This window comes from Armatimonadota bacterium, assembly GCA_023511795.1.
GTDB lineage: Bacteria > Armatimonadota > UBA5829 > DTJY01 > DTJY01 > JAIMAU01.
The window spans coordinates 47,291-69,306 of record JAIMAU010000002.1 but is presented as its reverse complement, the minus strand read 5'-3'; the positions used below and the strand labels follow the sequence as shown (position 1 = coordinate 69,306).

The 22,016-nt window shown below is 48.4% G+C and carries 16 protein-coding genes; 5 read left to right on the top strand and 11 right to left on the bottom strand.

Going from position 1 to position 22,016, the window contains the following annotated elements; all coding sequences use genetic code 11:
• Positions 1-432: 432 nt before the first annotated feature.
• Positions 433-1,842 carry a hypothetical protein gene (locus tag K6T99_03130; GenBank protein ID MCL6518800.1) on the bottom strand — a complete coding sequence of 470 codons (1,410 nt, stop codon included), beginning with the start codon at positions 1,840-1,842 and terminating at the stop codon, positions 433-435.
• Between the two features lie 598 nt (positions 1,843-2,440).
• Here K6T99_03130 and melA point away from each other — a divergent pair.
• From melA to K6T99_03105, 5 genes are all read left to right on the top strand, one after another.
• Entirely contained in the window at positions 2,441-3,760 is a 1,320-nt protein-coding gene (melA, locus tag K6T99_03125) for an alpha-galactosidase (protein ID MCL6518799.1), read from the top strand.
• Positions 3,761-3,852: 92 nt separating this feature from the next.
• The gene (xerC, locus tag K6T99_03120; protein ID MCL6518798.1) at positions 3,853-4,815 is read left to right on the top strand and encodes a tyrosine recombinase XerC; all 963 of its coding nucleotides are present in this window, start codon (positions 3,853-3,855) and stop codon (positions 4,813-4,815) included.
• A gap of 15 nt (positions 4,816-4,830) precedes the next feature.
• Positions 4,831-5,358 (top strand): ATP-dependent protease subunit HslV, encoded by a 528-nt coding sequence (gene hslV / locus K6T99_03115; GenBank protein ID MCL6518797.1) that lies wholly within the window; start codon positions 4,831-4,833, stop codon positions 5,356-5,358.
• A gap of 53 nt (positions 5,359-5,411) precedes the next feature.
• Positions 5,412-6,857 (top strand): ATP-dependent protease ATPase subunit HslU, encoded by a 1,446-nt coding sequence (hslU, locus tag K6T99_03110; GenBank protein ID MCL6518796.1) that lies wholly within the window; start codon positions 5,412-5,414, stop codon positions 6,855-6,857.
• A gap of 123 nt (positions 6,858-6,980) precedes the next feature.
• On the top strand, positions 6,981-8,828 hold the full coding sequence (locus K6T99_03105) for a hypothetical protein (GenBank protein MCL6518795.1): 1,848 nt from the start codon (positions 6,981-6,983) through the stop codon (positions 8,826-8,828).
• A gap of 166 nt (positions 8,829-8,994) precedes the next feature.
• Here K6T99_03105 and K6T99_03100 read toward each other — a convergent pair whose 3' ends face one another.
• From K6T99_03100 to dnaK, 10 genes are all read right to left on the bottom strand, one after another.
• Positions 8,995-9,378: a hypothetical protein gene (locus K6T99_03100; GenBank protein ID MCL6518794.1), complete on the bottom strand. Its 384-nt coding sequence runs from the start codon at positions 9,376-9,378 to the stop codon at positions 8,995-8,997.
• A 73-nt stretch (positions 9,379-9,451) separates the two neighbouring features.
• A complete protein-coding gene (locus tag K6T99_03095; protein ID MCL6518793.1) occupies positions 9,452-10,789 on the bottom strand; it encodes an NAD(P)/FAD-dependent oxidoreductase in 1,338 nt (445 codons plus the stop codon).
• A gap of 13 nt (positions 10,790-10,802) precedes the next feature.
• Complete coding sequence (gene mfd, locus K6T99_03090) at positions 10,803-14,318, bottom strand: transcription-repair coupling factor (protein ID MCL6518792.1); 3,516 nt, start codon at positions 14,316-14,318, stop codon at positions 10,803-10,805.
• Positions 14,319-14,430: 112 nt separating this feature from the next.
• Positions 14,431-14,898 (bottom strand): septum formation initiator family protein, encoded by a 468-nt coding sequence (locus K6T99_03085; protein ID MCL6518791.1) that lies wholly within the window; start codon positions 14,896-14,898, stop codon positions 14,431-14,433.
• A gap of 99 nt (positions 14,899-14,997) precedes the next feature.
• Positions 14,998-16,428 carry a pyruvate kinase gene (pyk, locus tag K6T99_03080; protein ID MCL6518790.1) on the bottom strand — a complete coding sequence of 477 codons (1,431 nt, stop codon included), beginning with the start codon at positions 16,426-16,428 and terminating at the stop codon, positions 14,998-15,000.
• Positions 16,425-17,738 carry a phosphopyruvate hydratase gene (gene eno / locus K6T99_03075; protein ID MCL6518789.1) on the bottom strand — a complete coding sequence of 438 codons (1,314 nt, stop codon included), beginning with the start codon at positions 17,736-17,738 and terminating at the stop codon, positions 16,425-16,427. The genes pyk and eno overlap by 4 nt, the downstream gene beginning before the upstream one ends.
• A 416-nt stretch (positions 17,739-18,154) precedes the next feature.
• The gene (locus K6T99_03070) at positions 18,155-18,493 is read right to left on the bottom strand and encodes a MerR family transcriptional regulator (GenBank protein MCL6518788.1); all 339 of its coding nucleotides are present in this window, start codon (positions 18,491-18,493) and stop codon (positions 18,155-18,157) included.
• 66 nt (positions 18,494-18,559) lie between these two features.
• Positions 18,560-19,438 carry a J domain-containing protein gene (locus tag K6T99_03065; protein MCL6518787.1) on the bottom strand — a complete coding sequence of 293 codons (879 nt, stop codon included), beginning with the start codon at positions 19,436-19,438 and terminating at the stop codon, positions 18,560-18,562.
• Positions 19,439-19,520: 82 nt separating this feature from the next.
• Complete coding sequence (locus K6T99_03060; GenBank protein MCL6518786.1) at positions 19,521-19,964, bottom strand: Hsp20/alpha crystallin family protein; 444 nt, start codon at positions 19,962-19,964, stop codon at positions 19,521-19,523.
• A 91-nt stretch (positions 19,965-20,055) separates the two neighbouring features.
• Entirely contained in the window at positions 20,056-21,888 is a 1,833-nt protein-coding gene (gene dnaK / locus K6T99_03055; protein MCL6518785.1) for a molecular chaperone DnaK, read from the bottom strand.
• Positions 21,889-22,016 lie beyond the last annotated feature (128 nt).

Sequence of the window (22,016 nt, the reverse complement as noted above, 5' to 3'; positions counted from 1 at the left end):
CTCCTTCTCCTTCCGAATTGTTGGCTGTGTAAGCCCAGCCACTTGCGAAAACCAGGAATCAGATTCGCTCTCTGTGCTCACCCCCTAACATCGATTTGGGCGATACTATTGTCAGACAGTTATAAAAGACTTATCTTGGTCTTCTAACATATTCCAAGCTTGAAAACGAACACTTTGAACAGGGAACAACACTTGCAAAAAAAGGCTAGGTTTGCCTTGCGGCTTGGGTTGCTATTGCGGTAGATAGGATAGCTGGGTTAAGGAGAAGCGGCCCAAGCTCATATCTGTGCGCAGGCCACGTGAAGAAGTGATCCAGATACGCGCAACCCTGCACTTTTCTGGTAATGTTACAAGTAAAATAACACACTTCAAGCGAATTTTAAACACTTTGTAAAAAAACAGGTAAAAATACCAGGGGTGTGCGGGTTAATGCTAGCTACTTCGAACAGGAAGCGTGAAGGTAAAAGTGCTGCCGCAGCCTGGCTCGCTCTCCACCGAGATTGTGCCGCCGTGAGCTTCGACAACGAGCTTACAGAAAGCGAGACCAAGGCCGGTCGACAGCTTTCTGCGCGACCATTGGGGCTCGACCTGGACGAACTTGTCAAAGATTCGTGCATGGTATTCTTTTGGGATGCCCTCTCCTGTATCACTTACGCTTACCACCACCGAAGATTTATCAGCAGTTAAATTTGCCTCAACTGATATACGCCCACCTGGCGGCGTATGGCGAACCGCATTGCTTAAAAGATTAACAACCGTCCTCACTATCCTATCACGGTCTATTTCCAACTCAGGCAAGCCCCTTTGAACACGGCGATGGAGCTCCAATCGTTTGCGCTTAGCAAGAATCTCTACCTGGCTAATGGCTTCTCGAAGCACCTCGTTTACCCGAGTAGGCGTCTTGTGTAAGGCGACTTTATTGCTTTCCATTTTACTAACATCCAGGAGGTCGTTTATCATGCCAAGGAGTGTCTGAGCCCCGTGAATCGCCATCTGCAAAACAGTCTCTTCTTGAGGGGAAAGCCTAGACTTGGTCATTTCCGCCAGTGTAAGCATCGAGCTGATGGCCGCAGACAGTGGTGTGCGCATATCATGTACTATCATATCTATCAAATCCTTCTTCATTCGTTCGGACTGACGGAGCTCATGATATGCCTCACGGATAAGCCGATTCTTTTCTCGTATTGTAACTGCGGTATCAAGGGCAGTAGCAGCTTTCCCTGCAAGTATGGCTACCATCTCAAGTGGTTCGAGGTCTTTAAGAGTTTTCGATTGCCCATCAGAACGCCTAGCTACCCAAAGGCAAGTCGTATCACCTAATCCCCAACACCGCGTTTCCTCGACTGTAAACTCTGTGCCTAATCCAGCTGATAAGCCCGCAGACATAATGCCCGATTCAAAATGACAGAGCGGCTCGCCGATGTTTGGCGCCCCAGAACACGTTGCGCATTCATTCAAACTTATGACGAGATGGTCATCAGTTTGCTCTTTGATTGTTCCCTTTCCCACTCCAAAATCTTCAAGCGCATCAATAACATCCGCAGGCCCACGAATACCTATCCTTTGCGCTACCATTTGGCCGGCAACGTTCAACATCGCCGCCGAAAGATTTGACCCGAGCAATTCACGAAAGGCAAGCAGGCGTACTGCACGATAAAGTTTTATCGGCACTGTCGGTCCAAGAGTTGGTCTTTCAAATGAAAAAATCCCAGGTACATCAAGGGGATGTTGAGTGCGCGCCTCCTCAAGGCTTATGTTTATTATGCGGAGCGCTTCCTCTTTCAAAGCTTCGCTTAACTCTATAGTAGGATGCAACTCAGAGGCATCCTTCGAATTTTCCATTTTAGTCTCTTCGCTCCCCGGCAGGTATTTTGAGTTGCCCGCTATTGAGGATGATTTCAGCAGCATTTTTGCAGTTCAGGATACCATATATAAGCCAAAATAGCAACCAACCAGGCAATTTTTGCCCTTTTTAAAAGTATTAATTCCCGCCTCTTGAAAAATTAAGAGAGAGCTTTTTAAGTAATTGGTAAGGAGACGCACCAGTCATTTATAAACGTTTCGACATTAACATATCACATTCCTTTGGAAACTAAACAAAAAATTGACTTAGTTTCAAATTGTATACTTGATCTCGTGTGCACTTAACGAACACCCTTGACAAAATAAGATAATCTGAACCATGCCACTACGCCGGTACTATACAAGCAAAGTCCTACCAAGCCCAAGACAATATACACATCCGGATGCTAGACCGTGACAAATAAACCAACAAAAATAGTAAACTTAGGAGGAAAATTTCATGACTTGCGGAGTAATGATATGGTGGAGCTAGACGGGTAACGATGCCTCGCATGAGCATGAAATCCGGTTCGTTGCCTTTAAGATAAACGGTTCCATCATTTTGCTAATCTATAAAAGTAGAAGGGGAATTCTAATTATGCCACGCAAAATTGCATTTATCGGAGCGGGAAGCTTCGGGTTCACTCGCGGCCTTGTCAGGGACATTCTTACGTTCCCTGCTCTTGCAGACAGCACACTTGCACTCATGGACATTGATCAAGAGCGCCTCGACTTTAGCAAAGCTGCTGTCAATCGAATCATAGAAGCAGGAAAATACCCTGCAAAAGTAATTACTACACTTGACCGCAAAGAAGCTCTAGAAGGCGCAGATGGCGTTCTAATTACCATTCTCCAAGGAGGCCCCCAAGTTTTCCGCACAGATATTGAAATTCCCAAAAAATATGGGGTCGACATTAACGTTGGTGATACAAGGGGGCCTTCAGGTATTTTCCGAGCCATAAGAACAATCCCAGTGATGCTTGAAATTGCTGCAGACATTGAAAAGTATGCTCCTAATGCCATTGTGCTAAACTACACGAACCCAATGGCAATGCTGTGCCGAGCAATGCAAAGCGAGTATCCAAAACTGACGATATCAGGTTTGTGCCATAGCGTCCAAGGAACAGCAATGATGCTTGCTAGCTGGATTGGCGCACCATATGAGGAGATTACATACCATTGTGCTGGAATCAACCACCAAGCTTGGTATTTGGACTTTAAATGGAACGGCAAAGATGCCTATCCTCTCATTCGAGAGGCAATTACAACAAGACCAGAAATATATAACCACGAACAGGTAAGAAATGAGATGTTCTTGCATCTCGGGTATTATGTAACCGAATCTAGCGGACACAACTCCGAATATGTAGCTTGGTTTAGGAAACGCCCAGACTTAATTGAAAAATACTGCACCACCGGAACTGGCTGGAATCCAGGCCACCACGCCTACATACTAAATGAATATCTCCGACGAGAGGACACATGGAGGGACAGCATCAAAGCAGCTCTCGAAGCACCCGTGCGGCTTGAAAGGGGACACGAATACGCAGCAAGCATATTTAATGCAACTTTTGGCGACGGCACCTTGTTTGAGTTCAATGGCAATGTGCGCAACAATGGTATCATAGACAACCTGCCACAGGGTTGTTGCGTAGAGGTGCCCGTGCTTGCATCCAAACGCGGCCTCGACCCAATCAAAGTCGGCCCACTTCCACCTCAGTGTGCGCTCTTGAACAGCATCAGCGCCCAGTGTGAGGAGCTAGCAGTCGAAGGTTGCCTTCAGGGCAATCGTGAAAAAATATACCACGCAATCTATTACGATCCGCTAACTTCGGCTGTACTTAGCTTGGCCGAGATAAAGTCTATGGTCGACGAAATGTTCGAAGCGAATAAAGGTTTGCTTGGGAGATTGGAATAACAGAATGACAGTTTGGGAAAGTAACAAGCAAAGGTAACCTTTGCATCATATCCGTTATTCCTAGCTGTCTATCAAATATTCCAGGGAGTTCCATGCACCAAGAACTTGAGCGTTTCATAAATCACTTGCGAGCTATAAGGAACGCCTCGCCGAACACGGTCAGGAGCTATGCGACGGATATCAAACAGTTTCTCGCCTTCCTTGATGACGAAGGTTTGGTTACTGAGCCTTGGTACATCGATTCAAAGGTAGTGCGAAGATACATGGCGCGCCTACATCGACTTGGCATTGGCAAAACATCTAGTGCCCGAAAGCTTTCATCACTACGCGCCTTTTTTAAATATCTGGTGCGAAGGGGCTTAATGAGTTCCAACCCAACGATAGGGTTATCTAGGCCAAGAATCGAAAAAAGGCTACCGAAATTCCTGCGGGAAGAACAAATCAATGCACTTATGCAAATGCCGAATTTGGTTGAGCCAATCGGCTTGCGCGATAGGGCAATACTCGAGGTGCTCTACGCCACTGGTGCAAGAGTCAGCGAAATCGTGGGTATCAATCTTCATGACCTTGACCTCACCAACGGCGAGATTCGAGTGCTTGGAAAGGGTTCCAAGGAAAGGATTACCTTCATAGGAAGGCCAGCACAAGAGGCCCTTGATGCCTATATCAACTTCGGCCGCCCCAAACTCCTAGCAAAACGCAGGGATGGCGCCACAGAAAACGCGCTTTTTCTCAATAGATTTGGGCGTAGGCTCACCGTGCGAAGTGTGCACCGCCTGCTTGACAAATACTTCAACGACGTAAGCGAAGAAATAAAGATTAGCCCTCATGTTCTTCGCCATACCTTTGCTACGCACATGCTCGAGCACGGAGCAGATGTGCGCTCAATTCAGGAATTACTTGGACATTCCAGCATCTCCACAACTCAAATTTACACCCATATCACCCGCGAGCGCCTAAAAGAGGTATATGACCAGGCTCACCCAAGGGCGCGAGTGGAAGAAAATGGTGTTGAAAGCTGGCCTTTGGGCGATAAAGATTCCGACCACTCGTGACCAGGAGGTATCTTCATGCACGCTACTACAATTGTCGCAATAAACCACAACGGCAAGACAGCTATTGCAGGCGACGGCCAGGTAACAATCGAGAACACAATAATGAAGCAAGGAGCAAAAAAAGTTCGTCGAATGTACGACGGCAAGGTCCTCGCCGGAATTGCCGGTTCGGTCGCTGACGCATACACGCTCTCCGATAAATTCGAGGCAAAGTTAGAAGAGTCACATGGAAACCTCCTTCGCGCCGTCCGAGAGTTTGCAAAAGAATGGCGGACTGATAGAATACTTAGGCGACTCGAGGCATTGATGATTGTTGCAGATAAGGAACACGTATTGGTTCTTTCAGGGAATGGCGAGGTAATCGAGCCAGACGATGGAATCGCAGCAATAGGTTCTGGCGGCGGCTTCGCCCTGGCAGCGGCACGTGCGTTAGCCCGCCATTCAAATTTGCCTGCGGAAAAGATTGTCAAAGAAGCTCTGCTTATTGCATCTACAATTTGCGTATATACAAATGATAAAATAACAGTGGAGGTACTCGAGTAATTATCGAAAAATATTTTTGATATGTTCTGTGCTTGTTACTAGCGAGGTTCACCATGGAGGATCTTACCCCTAGACAAATAGTCGAGGAATTGGACAAATATATCATTGGGCAGGAAAGGGCAAAGCGCGCAGTGGCAATTGCCCTACGTAATCGCTACAGGCGCCGACTGCTAAGCGAGGAAATACGAGACGAGGTCATCCCAAAAAACATTTTAATGATCGGCCCAACAGGCGTCGGCAAAACCGAAATTGCCCGCCGTCTGGCCCAAATAGCCAACGCACCGTTTATCAAGGTCGAAGCTACAAAGTTCACAGAAGTTGGTTATGTCGGACGCGACGTCGACTCAATGGTTAGAGACTTAGTTCAACTTGCCGTGCGAATGGTCGAGAACGAGAAGATTGCTGAGGTACAAGACATAGCAAAAAATCTAGCAATCGAGCGTATTCTCGACATAATGGAACCGATTTCCAAACCTGAAAAAGAACATCGTCCAAGAGAATTCGACGCGGCATATCAAATTGTTGGCCAATTGTTCGGCGTGCAAAAACCACAGCCTGAGCATATAGAGACCCCCGAATCTGAGCAGCTCGAACGGGAGGACCGCCAGCGCAAAGAGCGAATTCGAGCAAAACTAAGAAAGCAGCTGATTGAGGGGGTCCTCGATGACCAAAAAATTGAGATAGAGGTCGAAGAGAGCGGCGGCCCGCCTTTCCTCCAAGTCTTTACGCCACAAGGCATGGAGGAAATGGGCATGGATATCCAGAACATGCTTGGCCCAATAATTCGCCGCCGAAGGACAAAAACTGTCACAATACGTGAGGCAAAAGATATTATTGCCCTCGAGGAAGCCCAAAAGCTCGTAGACCACGATCAAGTAGTCCGTGAAGCAATTGAACGCACTGAACAATCGGGCATAATTTTTGTGGATGAGCTTGACAAAATTGCAGGCAGAGAAAAGGGCACCGACGGCGGGCCACAAGTCTCCCGCGAAGGCGTCCAGCGTGACATTCTTCCCATAATTGAAGGCTCAACGGTAATCACAAAATATGGCCCCGTACGGACGAACCATATCCTGTTTATCGCCGCCGGTGCTTTCCATGTAACAAAACCTTCGGACCTTATTCCTGAGCTTCAGGGACGCCTACCTATCAGAGTAGAGCTGGACTCCTTACAGGAAAAAGATTTCGAACGAATACTCACCGAACCTAAGAATGCGCTCGTAAAGCAATACACCGCTCTATTGGCAACTGAAGGAGTCAGCATAACATTTACGCAGGATGCCATCACGGAAATCGCTAGAATCGCAGCGGAGGTCAATGCCCAATCGGAAAACATTGGCGCACGGCGCCTTCACACAGTCATGGAGCGACTACTTGAGGACATATCATTCAACGCACCCGAACTAACATCGAGCCCTATCACAATTGACGCTGCCTATGTACGCGAGAAACTTGAAAATATTGTGAAAAATGAAGACCTAAGCAAATATATCCTATAATAAAACAAGCAATTTTGGTTTAATTATTTAGTGGTATGCGCATAAATGATATATACCACAACTAGCAAGCTCATGTGCTAATAGGGTTTTCCTAAAAATGAGCGAAAACAGAGGAGGATCAGTATGCGCATACCAAGCTTTTGTCTGTTTGCAATTCTCCTAGCTCTAGCCGCCTCGTCGGTAACAGCACAAACTGTTCCAAATGCAATCAGCTACCAAGGTAAATTAACCGACTCCGCAGGCCAGATTGTACCCGATGGCGATTACCAAATTCAATTTAAATTATATTCAGAGGAGAGCGGAGGGACCGCATTTTGGACATCAACTAAAAAAACTGTCAGAACTTCCGGTGGAGTGTTCACAACCGAAATCGAGCCAATCACACCGGCTGACATCGCTGGACATGAAGACATTTGGCTTGAAATCGCCGTTGGTGATCCGGGAGTTGCCTTGTCGCCTAGGATAAAGCTCTACTCTACGCCATTCTCGATACGCGCAGGGGATCTTGTCCTGCCATACTCAGGTAGTGCCTCAAGTGCAAACGCTGTTTTATCGGTCACAAACTCCGGAACTGGTCCAGCAGCCCAGTTTTCCGTAAGCAATCCTGCCAATTCAAGTCCAGCACTGACCATCTCGACATCTGGCACCGGACCGGCTGCCAAATTCTTGGGCCTCGCAGAAATGACAGGCTTCAAACTGACAACAATGCCTGGCACTGGAAAAGTATTGACATCCGATGCTGAAGGCGTGGGTACATGGCAGGAGCCTATTACCTATTCAGCTGGCGAAGGATTGAACTTGAGTGAACATATCTTTTCAGTCGCACCTCAGGGCATAACAGAGTCCATGCTTGCCAATGGGTCGGTAACTGCTGAGAAACTAGCCGACAACTCAATCACCAGCCAAAAAATACAGGATGGCTCAATCCTTCTAGCCGACCTCGCCTCCAATGGTGCATCAGCAGGTGAGGTGCTCAAGTTCGATGGAACAGTATGGACTCCCGCACAAGATAACGACACCACATATACAGCCGGTGATGGACTCGCTTTGATAGGAACTTCATTCTCTATTGCTTCAGCAGGCATTACTTCGACAATGCTAGCAAATGACTCGGTTGATAGCTCAAAAATTGCCGATGGAACGATACAACTCAATGATCTTTCTCAGAGTGGAGCCTCAGCTGGAGAGGTAATAAAGTGGAATGGTACAGCATGGGCACCAGCGGCCGATGAAAGCGGCGGCACTTACACAGCTGGCGCCGGTCTAACACTCAATGAAAACGAGTTCTCAATCGCCTCTGGCGGCGTGGTCGACGCCATGCTGGCAGATAATTCGGTCACAAGCGCTAAAATACTTGATGGCACTATTAGTGCGGCAGATATCCAGGTCCCAATGGGAATTATTGGAGAGGTTGACGCAGAAAATGGCCTCGTCACCGCATCCAACTCAGGCACAGGATACGCCATAAAAGGCATCGGGACTACTGGTTCGGCAATCGTCGGCTATTCTGAATCAGGAACGGCTGGCATCTTCGACCAGGGAGCTTCAAATACTAACCCTGCCTTGCACGTAATTAGCCGCAACAATGAAAACAAAGTTGCAATAAAAGCGGAAGGAGATATTCGAGTGGTATATCCCGGAGCATCTGATGGAGCTACCAACCGTGCAAATCCCATTGCCTATGCCTATATCAACTCCAACGGAACAAAAGCTTCGGGTACACCTAACATAAGTTGCGAGTTAAATGACGATGCTCAACGGTATGATATTACGATTACAAAATACGACGGCACAATTGAAAATTACGATGGCACTAACTACGTCGCAATCGTAACACCCGTAACCGCCGGAGGAACAACTCCCAACATAGCAGTCACAGGTGCCGCTGATGGAAAACTTTTCGTCGAAATCTGGTCCATCCTTAATTTCAAGGTCCAAGGGGCTTTCCAAATAGTCATTTATAAACCATAAGAACTAATAATGGGGAATTGAGAGGAACTATTAATAACTATCTTCCCTCAATTCCCCAAAAACTTTTTTTTTGCCTGCCCCACTTAAGGCAAACAAAGCCATTCCACTGGGGCTTTCCTTATAGCTTATACTTACCTTGCGGTTAATTTCCTCACAGCAACGATGCCTACCTCGGCTCGGCTTTTGCCTTGGGAATCACACGCCGCAGGTTTTCTGCCCAGATATTAGCAAGCCTCTCAGGTGTTGTCTTGTTGAACCTTGCCGTTTCCTTATCCGCAGTAATGATAATGTCGTCACCGATGAGCACAGCATACTCTTTATTACGAACCGCAACCTTAACATCAGAAGGTTCAAAGGGTTCGGAACCTAGCAGCTCGTTAATCCTCTGTGTGACAATTTCCGCCCGTTTCTCAACCGAATAGCCGCCTGCTGGGAACCGAATCCGAAGAACCACCTCCTGGCCAATGATTACATCACCAGGCTGACCAACTGCAAACACGACCGATGCAAACCCCATGAGAGTAACAAAAAGCAAAGTGATTTTTTTCATCGGAAAGCACCTCAGCTTTCTTCTTTATCAATCCTTTATTTTCCCTTCTGCATGCATATTTCCCTTCATTTACTCAAGAGTTTGACTCTTGAGTTTTCTTTGTAGCGCACAAAACATTTGCCGCGCTTTCGCCCGCAATCCAACCAGTGGTGAACGCCGCTTGAAGATTATACCCGCCGGTTGTGGCATCAATATCAATTACTTCACCTGCAAAATGCAAACCGTATACCAACAAGGACCCCATTGTGCGAGGGTCTATCTCCTTTAGAGAAACACCGCCGGAGGTTACAATCGCTTCCTCGGCCGGCCTGGCGCCTGTTATCTGAAGTCTGAAGTCCATAAGCAAATCAATAATCTTCTTTCGCTGAGTTTTCGTTATGCGATTCACAGGAAGATCAGCAGGAATACCGCTCAGGTTAATAAAAACCGGAATGAGCGTCCTTGGCAGCAGGGCGGGAAGATAATTTTTGAATTGCTTCTTTTGGGAAAAATCGCTGATGAGCCTGCTTTCCAATTGCTCGCGGCTCAGAGCGGGTTTTAGGTTGATGGAAACTGATACCCCAGACTTGTGCGACAGCCCAGCATAGACCTTGCTTAGCGTGAGAATTATTGGCCCCGAAACTCCGAAATGCGTGAAAAGCATCTCGCCGAACTCAATAGCAAGCTTCTTTTTTTCGGAAAATAAAGTAGCCGTTACATTTCTAAGGCTCAGACCCTGGAGTTGGGAAACCCACGGTTCCGCTGTCTCTAGAGCAGCAAGCGATGGCTTTGGAGGAACAATGGTATGTCCAACCTCAGCAGCAATCCGGTATCCATCGCCAGTCGAACCAGTTCTAGGATAGGTAATGCCTCCTGTTGCCAAAACAACCGCATCGGCTGGAATTACTCCAGAGAAAACCCTAACGCCTGAGATAAAGGATGAGAAGAGCGCAGGAGAATAGGAACGACTCTTCTTGCTTGGTGTCTCCTCATTATCCCCTCCACCTTGGTCCTTTTTCTCAACAACCAATCCATGAACCCTTGTTCCAAGGCGAATGTCCACCCTAAGCTCGCGAAGCCAGCGCTCCAATGCGTCGGCAACATCCGAGGCACGGTCGGATTGAGGAAACACGCGGCCTCCTCTTTCCACCTTGGTTGGGACCCCAAGGCGTTCTAAGAGGGAAATAAGATCATCATTGGAAAACCTAGAAAACGCACCATAAAGAAACTTGCCATTCGGACCAAAAGCACTCACAAAATCATCAAGTTCGGCGATATTTGTTACATTGCCCCGGCCCTTACCAGTAATTCTGAGTTTCTTGCCAAGAATGCTATTTCGCTCCAGCAAAATTACCTTCGCGCCACATTCAGCAGCCCGCCCAGCAGCAAGCATGCCGCCAGCGCCCCCACCGATTACAACTACTCTAATCATCCTGCACCCCTGTCTATTTTAGTATGGAGAGATACATCTGCTTAGATTCCTCAAGCGCCTCAGGCAGGGCAGCAAGAATTTTATTCAAGAGCGGTAGGAGCTCTGGAGTTCTTGCATCCACAATAATCCTGTCAATCGAAAAAATCACTCCAGGGAATTCCTTTTTTAAAAACAAGCCGACATCTGGCGCAAGCCTTACTCCATGTGCAAACTTGATAATTACTTGGCGTTTGTCTGAGGTAATTCCCTCAATGCCGATGCCCACCGCTTTCAACCTAAGCCTCAGGATATCGAGCGAGTTCTTCACTGGGGTTGGAAGCTCTCCAAAACGGTCCTTCATTTCTTCGGCAATTTCATCTACATCCTCCAAGCATCGAACAGCAGTCATGCGCTTGTAGAATTCCAATCTTAGGCCTTCGCTAGGTATGTAGTCCGTCGGGATATAGGCATCCATCGGCAAGTCCGCCGGCGGAAGATCGAACTTATCAGGCTCTTCTCCTTTAATTTCCTGTACTGCCTCGGCTAGAAGACGACAATACATGTCGAAGCCAACAGCAGCCATTTGACCATGCTGTTCTGGCCCCAGAAGGTTGCCCGCTCCCCGTATCTCAAGGTCTCGAAGCGCAATCCTAAAGCCAGACCCTAATTCCGAAAACTCTTTGATAGCCTGCAAACGCTTTTCGGCAGTCTCAGACATTATCCTATGCGGCTCATACAGCAAGTAGGCGTATGCTTGGCGATTCGAACGCCCAACTCTGCCACGAAGCTGATAAAGTTGTGCAAGCCCCATTCTATCCGAATTATTAATAATTATTGTGTTTGCATTTGGAATATCTAAACCACTTTCGATAATGGTAGTGCAAACAAGTACATCAAATCTATGCTCATAGAAATCAAGCATGACCCTCTCAAGCTGATCCTCAGGCATTTGACCATGGCCTATCTCAACACGTGCATGGGGAACCAGGCGGCGAACATGTTCAGCAACATGCTCGATATTCTCTACTCGATTATGAACAAAGTACACCTGCCCGCCTCGGTCGAGCTCTCTCAGAATCGCATCGCGGATAAGGTTGTCGTCGTATTCGCGGCAATAGGTTTTAATTGGCATCCGGCCCTCTGGAGGGTCGTCCATTAAGCTCATGTCCCTTATGCCCGATAGCGACATCTGAAGGGTCCTGGGAATCGGCGTAGCAGTCAATGTAAGAACATCAACCGTTTTCCTAAGTTGTTTAAGTCGCTCTTTTTGCGCCACGCCAAACCTCTGCTCTTCATCCACCACTAACAACCCAAGGTCTCGGAATTCTATGTCTTTCGATAGCAACCGATGGGTGCCAATCACAACGTCCACAACGCCGGTTCGCAGGCCCTCGATGACTTTCTTTTGCTCAGCTCGGCTTCGGAAACGACTTAACATCTCAATATTGACTGGATAGGCTGCAAAGCGCTCGCGGAATGTATTGAAATGCTGCTGGGCAAGAACAGTAGTCGGCGCTAGAACTGCCGCCTGCTTTCCATCGTTGACTACTTTAAACACCGCACGAATGGCTACCTCAGTCTTGCCGTAACCAACATCGCCGCATATTAGGCGGTCCATTGGCTTGGGCGACTCAAGATCCTGCTTAACCTCCTGAATAGCTTCCATTTGGTCCGGCGTCTCCTGATATCCAAACGCAGATTCTAGCTCCTGCTGCCACGGCGTGTCCGGTCCAAAACTGTGCCCCTCGATAGTCTGCCTTGCTGCATAGAGAGCTAGAAGTTCTTTGGCCATCTCTTTAACAGCCTGCTTTACTCGCTTAGTAGTCCTAGCCCATTCGCTACCACCGAGCCGGTTCAAGGTCGGCGTCTGTCCCTCAACGCCGATATACTTTTGGATGCGGTCAATTTGGTCTACCGGGACGTATAGCCTGTCTGTGCCGGCATACTCTACCAAGATGTAATCGCGGTCGCCGCACGCACCCGAGAGTTTTGTTAATCCACGGTATCGGCCAATGCCATGATTGATATGCACTACATAATCACCTTCTGCAAGCTCGAGAAGCGAGGATATTGGCAATCCGCGCCTGGATGCTTTCTTCGGCCGTCGAAGCCTGCTAAGACCAAACATCTCTCCATCGGTAGCAACCATCAGCCTGGCATTTGTAACTTTGAACCCAGACCGCAGAGTTCCGTTTACAACGCAAATGCCGCTACCGCCGCGACTTTGCTCCTCGAAATCCACCACAGAAAGCTCATGCTCCGTGAGCAATTCGACTACCCTGTGCGACTGGTTCGATACCAATACAACCTTGCATTGATTCGAAAGCCAAGTCTTCAACTGCTCTATGAGCACGTTCATTTGCCCCCCGAATGCATCCATCGGGGCGGACGGAATCACAATTCGTGTATCTGGATTAAACCAAGGAACCGTTCTCGAGAGAAGTGAAAGAATGAGATTGCAACCTCTACCCGCCAACAACGACATCGCATCGTTAAACGGAACGAAATGGTCCACTGGAAGTGGTAGGATGTCGCCGCGCTTTACATGGGCCGCACGAGTCTCGGCTAGCTCTTGGTAAAGCTGTTCCCAATGCGACTTTATCTGGTGCGGTTCGTCAACTACAACTAGTCCATCTTGCGGCAGATAGTCGAGTATGCATGATGCATTCTGATAGATGATAGGCAGGTAGTATTCAATCCCATCGAAGCACGCACGGTTGCCTATCCTTGCGATATCGTCTTCAATATGATCTTCCAACCTTGCCTGAGCCTCACAATCAAGGTCCGAAATGGAAGATTCAAGGAGCTTGCGAAGACTAGCAACTGCCGCTTCTGCAACCCCAGGCTCAAGCAAAACTTCACGGGCAGGTGCAATGTCAATGTAAGCTGTTTCTGCATGGGAACGCTGCGACTCTACACTGAACGAGCGGATGCTTTCCACCTCATCGCCAAATAATTCGATTCTATATGGCATGCTTTCAGTAGATGGAAATACATCAAGAATGCCGCCTCGCTGGCTGAACTCTCCCTGGCGCTCAACCATGGCCGTGCGATCATATCCAAGGTCAACCAAAGCGCGCACACAAGCTTCAAGGTCGAGCATTTCGCCATTCTCGATTCTTATTCTGGAGGCGGACAGCACACTGGGAGGGAGAGTTTTCTGAAGAACGGAGCCTATGGGAGCAATCACAACAACTGGTTTATTGTCGAGCAAGCATACCATTGCAGAAAGCCGCCGCCCAATGACATCTACATCAGTATCGCCCTCTTGGTAAGTCATACCCTCGGCCGGCGGCACCAAGATTACTTCGCCATCCTCATAACCGAAGGCGGCCATATCATCATAAAGCGCTTCAGCCTGCTCATAATTGAAAGTAATCAAAAGCAAGGGCCTGTTGAGAAGGCGATGGATTGCAGCAACAAAGGCCCCTTTTGCAGCCGCGGTCAGTCCCTCAACTTGGACTGTCCTGCCGCCAACTTGCAACACGTCGCATGCCTGGCGCAACTCTTGCATTTCCTGGAAAATTTTCAAAACAAGGTCGAGATTCACAGCACAAACCCCAAAAGGGCTTTGGCCCGACACCCAGGGGGTGCCCACCAAAGCCCTCGCGATTAAATTCTAGCTATTAAATTATAGCAGGATTTTAAACTGGAATCTACGGTTAGTTCGGATGCAATTCTACGCTGTCGGTTACAAAAAAGCATGCAACTTCGCCCGCTATTCTCTGCCATATGTTGGGATGGGCGTTCTCCCCTGCACTTCGCTCCGACTCTTCCTTGCTTGGACTCTGTACTATAAGCGCAATCTCACCTTCTTTGACCATGCCCAGCTTTCTAGCTTCTGCCTCGATTCCAGCTTTCGTCTTTAGGTATGCAATCTCGCTCCTCAGATTGCGGTTCTCAGCTTCAATTCGGGCTATCTCACGCTCAATCTGCGTTTTCTCTCGAGATTCGCGAGAGTCAAGGATGTAAGGCTCAGTAATCTTGCTTACGATATGCCATAGGCAGAGTACTGCAAGTATGGTTGCGAAAGAATAACCTAGGATTAATAAAAACCTATATGCTTTTTTAGGGCGCTTCCGTAGCCTCGTAGTTCTCATCAAAAATATGCTGGGAGATGCTTTAGGCATTGAATTACTACCCCACCCAATTACCTTATTTTATTTACTTTACTTGCCGATGGAAGAGAGGTATTATTTTCTTTCCTTTACAGCTAGTTTAGCATGGAACTAAGTTGTGATTGGCTGGCCAACGGTGTGGACTTTGATTAAGTTGGTCCTACCGGGGACGCCTGCCGGAACGCCTGCTGTCAGAACTATTGTATCGTTGGGTTTAACAAGCCCAGCGCGCATGACTCCGTCCACAGCCTCAGATATCATCTCGTCAGTACTCCGACTAGGCTTGACAAGCATTGGATACACGCCCCACAAAAGCGCCAACTGCCGATAAGTCGCCATCGAAGTGGCAGCTGCAATTATAGGTGCAGTTGGCCTGTACTTTGAAACTGCCCTCGCAGTTGCACCCGATGACGTCGGTGTTACAATTGCAGTGGCATTGAGATCGCCAGCAATTTCAACGGTTGCTTGGGCGATTGCTTCGGTTACCGTATTCGCCGCACCTAATATTTTCTTCTTCTGTACGGCTCTATAGTCTATAGTCTCCTCAGCTTGAACAGCGATTTTTGACATCATCTCGACGGCCTCAATGGGAAACGCTCCAATTGCTGTTTCCCCCGAAAGCATTGTGGCATCCGTTCCATCGTAGATCGCATTTGCCACATCGGTAACCTCAGCGCGGGTCGGACGCCTATTCCGAATCATTGAGTCCAGCATCTGGGTAGCAGTTATGACGGGTTTTCCTGCCTCATTGCACTTCCGTATGATCATCTTTTGAACCACTGGGACTTGCTCTAGAGGCATTTCAACCCCGAGGTCGCCTCGCGCAATCATTATCCCATCAGCCGCATTAATGATAGAATCTATCTCTTCGACTGCCTCGGCTTTCTCAATCTTGGCAATCAACCGAACAGGTTTTCCAGCATCTCCGATAATTTTCCTAATCGGTGCAAGGTCGCTTGCAGACCTAATGAACGAAGCCGCAACCCAATCGATACCCTTTTCCAATCCAAACTTCAAATCCTCTATATCAGCTTCTGTGACTGATGGGAGGCTAATGCGCGCTCCTGGCATGTTGACGCCCTTATGAGCGCCCAGCACGCCACCAATGACTACTTGGGTGATTATATCCGTCTCGGTGGCGGATTCGATTTTGAATTCAAGTTGCCCATCATCTACAAAAATTCGCCCACCTGGAACTGCCTGACGAACCAACTCCGGATACGGCAAATTCACTTCCTCAGCGCTTCCCGGGACATCGCGTGTGGTAAAGATGAAACGCTGTCCGGCTACGAGGCTAATTCCACCAGGCGGCATTCGACCTGTTCTTAATTTTGTGCCCGGCAGGTCCTGAAGAATAGCAATCGGCGTCCCTATTTGCTCCTCAATTACTCGGATTTCTTGTATCAGCCGGCCGTGTCCTTCCCGCGTGCCATGCGAAAAATTAAGGCGCGCGACGTTCATGCCAGCTTTTGCAAGCCGCCGAAGCATCTCTGGCGATTCGGTCGCAGGGCCTATTGTGCAAATAATTTTGGTTCGTCTCACGATTTCCTAAGATTGTAGAATACGTCAAGGCCGCGGAAAACCGCTGTGTCGGCCAGCTCCTCTTCAATCCGCAGGAGCTCGTTGTATTTTGCAACTCTGTCGGTGCGCGATGGTGCACCAGTCTTGATTTGGCCGGTATTCATAGCCACTGCAACATGAGCGATGGTTGCATCTTCGGTTTCGCCCGAACGATGGGATACCACTGCAGTGTAGTTGTGGCGTTTTGCTAACTCAATCGCCGCCAGCGTCTCAGTCAGCGTGCCAATCTGATTGAGCTTTATTAGAACGGAGTTCGCTACGCCCATTTCGATGCCTTTTTTAATGCGGTTGGTGTTTGTTACGAAGACATCATCTCCAACGAGCTGAATCTTTTTCCCAAGCCGCTCCGTGAGCATCTTCCAGCCATCCCAGTCATCCTCAGCCATGCCGTCCTCGATTAGAATAATTGGGTATTTTTCAACTAAGTTAGCCCAAAAATCTACCATCTCTTCTCTAGTCTTTAGTATATTCGATTTCCAGAAAAAGTATTTTCCTTCTTCACCCTTCTTTTTAGCCTCGTCATAAAGCTCAGACGCCGCTGGGTCAAGGGCAATATACGCATCCTTGCCCGGCTGGTAGCCTGCTTTCTGGATGGCTTCAATAATGACTTCTATTGCTTGCTCGTTGTTCTGGAGGTTAGGGGCAAATCCCCCCTCATCACCGACTGCGGTACTCATTCCTTTGCTCTTTAGAACCGTCTTTAAATTATGGAAAACTTCAGCACCCATTCTGAGAGCTTCTGCAAAGTTTGGGGCGCCTAAAGGCATAACCATGAACTCCTGGAGATCAACGCTGTTGTCTGCATGCTTGCCACCATTGAGAATATTCATCATCGGAACTGGCAGCTCGCGTGCGCTAGTCCCTCCAATGTATCTGTAAAGTGGCAAACCTAGCGATTCAGCAGCTGCCTTTGCAACCGCAAGCGAAACACCTAGAATTGCGTTCGCCCCAAGGTTGCTTTTGTTTGGTGTGCCGTCAAGTTCAATCATTAGTTCGTCAATTGCAACTTGGTCGGTGGCGTCTAGATCAATGATTTCAGCAGCAATTCGCTCATTTACATTATCAACCGCCTTCTTTACTCCCTTCCCAAGGTAGCGAGACTTGTCGCCATCCCTAAGCTCAACCGCCTCATGGGCACCTGTAGAAGCCCCAGAGGGAACCGCCGCCCTGCCTATGCTTCCATCGGCAAGGTGAACCTCAACCTCAACTGTAGGATTCCCTCGTGAATCGAGGATTTCCCGCGCTAGGACATATTCTATCGTCGTCGGCATGTGCAAACCTCCATGAAATAGTATCCGCAAACATGTTTCTGCCCGTCAGTTAAGGCAAACCGCGTAATTATATCACAGGAGGTGGCATTTGTAAACCTGATGGCCTTTCTCACGAACGATATTTTAACGTCTACCCTAGCTTAAGAGAGAATGCTGGCGCAACTGAGCAAAAGAGCAAATCGCAAGGGAGGTAAAGAAACAACAGGGGCTTCTAGCAATATAAGCCGGAGACTGGACACGCCCAAAGTAGGCTTCAAGTTAGTTTCTAATTAAGCAGTTACAGGCTATGAGCAAAAGAATGAATAGGCCACGTTTGCTTTCATGGATATTGGTCGTGGAACTTTTCTTTAGTAAGCCCATCTAAGTTACACCTATTGCCTGCCATATGTTAATTAAACAGACCATATTTGTTATAACTAACGCTGCTGCTCGAGCTCCATTATTCGGCGTTCCATCTCCTCCCTCATGCGGTTCATCTCTTCTTCCATGGTTTTCCGCATATTTTCCATCTGCTCGAGCAGGCGAAATATGACTTCAACGCCGGCAAGATTAACACCTAAATCCTGGGTGAGACGCTGAATTTGGCGCAGTCGCTCAATGTCGCGATCTGAATACATGCGGTTTTTTCTTCCAACGCGCTTGGGCTTGATGAGCCCGATGCGCTCATACATTCTGAGCGTCTGCGGATGCATCTCACACAGTTTAGCCGCTACGCCTATCATGTATAAGGGTTCATCTTCATCTCTCTGCGCCATTATATGTCACTCCCTTCACAGACCACAGACGGCGTTCTGTTTCCAAAACAGTAATCCGCCTGCGTTCTATGCTGCCCCAGCAAGCTCTTGGATTATTTCCCTTTGCCTCTGAGTCAAATGCCTCGGCACGGCAATCTGCACCCGAACATATAGGTCGCCTCTTCCAGGCTTATTCAAACGGGGCATTCCTTGCCCAGCAAGCCGAAATGTCTGCCCTCCTTGTGTGCCCGGCGGCACCTTCATCGTAATACGACCCTTGAGCGTGGGAACGGTGACCTCTCCTCCAAGAGCAGCTGTGGCGAAAGGTATGGTTACTTCTGTGTATAAATCATCTCCTCTTCTCTCGAAGCGCGAATCCGGGCGAACTCTTACTATTAGGTAGAGATCGCCTCGTTCTCCTGTTGGACCAGGTGCACCTTTGCCTGCAAGCCGAATTCGCGACCCATCAGCAACACCAGGAGGAATTTTAACTTCGAACCGCTGTGGCGGCTTCCCTGGCTCGATGGGAATCGAGAACGTTTTTGTTGCCCCTTCATATGCCTCTTGGAGTGTGACCTCTATCTGCGCTTCGACGTCTGCTCCCCTAGCTGGGCGTGTGCGCATTCCTCCGCGAGGTCCAAAGAGCATGTCAAAGAAATCGCTGAACCCCCCAAATCCACCTCCAAGGTCAAAATCGCCAAACGTCTCGTAGGTGAAACCTCCCGGACCACCTGCCGTAGCAGCCCAAGGTTCGCGACTTAGCATATCGTACTTTGCGCGCTTCTCCTTATCGCTTAATACCTCGTAGGCTTCGCTAATTTCTTTAAATTTTTCCTCGGCTTCCTTGTTGCCAGGGTTTACATCCGGGTGGTATTTCCGGGCTAACCTACGATAGGCTTGCTTGATTTCTTTTTCGGTGGCGTCTCTTTTTACTCCGAGTATGGCGTAATAATCTTTGTAGTTCATAGGAACTCGAATTAAGAAGGGGGAATGGGAAATGCTTGCGACTCGGCTTTCTTTTTTCGCTCATTCCCCCTTCATTGACATGTTATTCTATAGCTACCTCGACCTTCTTTGGCTTAACTTCTTCTGCCTTAGGGACGGTAACCTCGAGTATGCCGTCCTTGTAAGTTGCCTTAATTTCGTCGGCCTTTACTGGCACATTCAGTGTAAACGAACGCTGAAACTTGCCATACGCCCGCTCGATGCGGACATAATTTTCTTTTCCTTCTTCTTGTTCGAATTTGCGCTCTCCACGGATGGTGAGCGTATCGCCATGCATCTCAACATCCATGTCTTCTTTGCTCATTCCAGGCAGCTCCGCCCGGAGTACGAACTTATCTTCGTACTCAACAACATCCACAGGTGGCGCCCACGACCTAGAAGCTGGCGCTCCCCGTCCAGGTCTTGTCATAGCTTCCTGGAAGAGCCTATTTACATCTTCACGCAAGTTTTCCAACTCACGAAATGGATCCCATCTTAAGATACTCACGGCTGTTTCACCTCCGGTTAAGAGATTTTTACACTGCCGTCCATGGTGCGGCTCGCAAACATCAGCGTGCCACACCCATCAGCGTTCATCGTTACTGCTCTTTAAATTCGGCATCTATGACGCCCTCTTCGCCAGGTTTGCCTTCCTGTCGGGCGCCTGCTTCAGCACCTCCGGTTGCTGCACCTGCCGCCGCTTGCTGGTACATTATCTCTGAAAGCTTATATGACGCCTGCTGTAGATTGTCGGTCGCCTGCCTGATTCGTTCCATGTCATTTGAGTTTAGCGCTGAACGCACCTCCGAGATTGCGTTCTCAATATTGACCTTTTGGTCACTCGGAACTTTGTCGCCCAAGTCGCGCAGAAGCTTCTCAGTTTGATAAATAAGGCTGTCAGCCCTATTTCGTGTCTCCGCCGCTTCTCGGGCTTTTCGGTCCTCCTCTGCAAAACGCTGGGCATCTGCGACCATGCGGTCTATCTCTTCCTTGCTCAGCCTAGTTGAACCGGTAATTGTAATGCTCTGTTCCTTTCCAGTAGCTTTGTCCTTGGCTGAGACGTTGACTATCCCATTTGCGTCAATATCGAACGTCACCTCAATTTGAGGAATACCTCTCGGCGCCGGCGGTATGCCAACGAGATGGAACCGTCCTAGCGTCTTGTTGTCTTTTGCCATTTCGCGCTCGCCCTGAAGGACATGAATTTCAACGTCTGTCTGGCCATCCACGGCTGTAGTGAAAATTTCGCTTTTTCGAGTGGGAATCGTCGTATTACGTTCAATCAGCTTCGTAAATACGCCGCCCAGAGTTTCAATACCTAAGGAAAGCGGCGTCACATCGAGCAATACCACGTCCTTTACTTGACCGCTCAGAACACCAGCCTGAATTGCCGCGCCGATTGCAACAACCTCGTCCGGATTCACGCCCTTGTGAGGTTCCTTGCCGCCACCAAGTCGCTTAACAAGCTCGTAGATATGTGGCATTCTCGTTGCACCGCCAACGAGTATAATCTCATCAATGTCTTTTTCTGTTAGCCCGGCATCGGCTAGCGCTCTCTTAAAGGGGCCAATTGTGCGCTCTGCTAAATCAGCTGTTAGCTCCTCGAATTTCGCTCTTGTTAGGGTCATATCGAGATGCTTCGGGCCTTCCTGTGTCGCAGTAATGAACGGCAGGCTAATGTTTGTGTGCACCACACTGGAAAGCTCAATCTTCGCCTTTTCGGCTGCCTCCCGCAACCTCTGAAGAGCCTGGCGGTCCTTGCGCAGGTCAATCCCTTCCTGCTTCATAAACTCATCTGCAACATAATCAACAATGCGCTGATCCCAGTCATCGCCGCCTAGTTGGGTATCGCCAGCTGTGGCTTTTACCTCGAATACTCCTTCGCCGACTTCTAGTATCGAAACATCAAAAGTGCCACCGCCCAAGTCGTAAACTAGGATGGTTTCGCTTTCTTTCTTGTCAAGACCGTATGCCAAGGAAGCAGCGGTGGGCTCATTGATAATCCTCAATACGTTCAGCCCTGCAATCTCACCAGCCGTCTTTGTAGCAGTTCGCTGAGCATCATTGAAGTATGCTGGTACCGTAATAACGGCATCCGTCACTTTTTCGCCAAGGTAAGCCTCCGCATCCGTCTTCAGCTTTTGAAGAATCATTGCAGAGATTTCTTCCGGCGTGTATGTTTTGTTATCAATGGTCACTTTATAGTCTGTGCCCATTTTTCGTTTGATAGAAGCTATCGTCCGCTCGGGATTGAGAATAGCCTGGCGCTTTGCAGGTATACCCACAAGCCGCTCGCCCGTTTTAGTAAAGGCCACAATTGATGGTGTTAGTCTCGAGCCTTCTGCATTTGGAATTACTACGGGCTCGCCGCCTTCCATCACGGCTACAACAGAGTTCGTAGTTCCTAAATCAATACCAACAGTTCTGCCCAATTAAGGTTCACCTCCTGATAAACTTCATACCCTTGAGTCTGCAAAACTAAACTGAATAGCAATCGCTTAATAGCACATCTCCCTAAGCCTAAGTGGATTATAACACTTGAGTGTTGTATTGTCAAGTG